1 protein-coding gene is annotated in these 322 nt (G+C 62.1%); it reads right to left on the bottom strand.

The genetic code is table 11. The annotated features are described in order from the left end of the window. Positions 1 to 322 (bottom strand): oleate hydratase (locus BGN95_RS06505; RefSeq protein WP_286772007.1); only part of this gene is annotated, 322 nt, incomplete at both ends.

Genomic DNA, 322 nt, shown 5'->3' with positions numbered 1-322 from the left:
TCGCTGAGTGTCAGCAAAGCCTTGTCAGGCACATCCTGGCCCTGGTTCTGCGTGACGCGCTGCAGCGAAAAATTCGGATCGTCCTTGTTGAGCCGGTAGAATTCGTCGAGCACACTCGCATCCTCGATCTCCAGCGAAGGGATCGAGCGATAGAGATCCCAGAGGCATTCGAAATGCTCCTCCATCTCGCGCCCTCCGCGGATGACGAACCCCTTTTCGGGGACGTCGAGGCCGTCGAGCGCGCCGCCGGGAACATGCAGCTCCTCAAGGATGGTAATACGCTCGCCGGCGACGCCGCCGTCGCGGATCAGGAACGCCGCGC

The sequence above is a fragment of the Sphingomonas sp. 66-10 genome (assembly GCF_001897045.1).
Taxonomy (GTDB): Bacteria; Pseudomonadota; Alphaproteobacteria; order Sphingomonadales; family Sphingomonadaceae; genus Sphingomonas; species Sphingomonas lycopersici.
The sequence above is the reverse complement of the archived record's forward strand: the minus strand, read 5'-3'. Positions and strand labels throughout refer to the sequence as shown.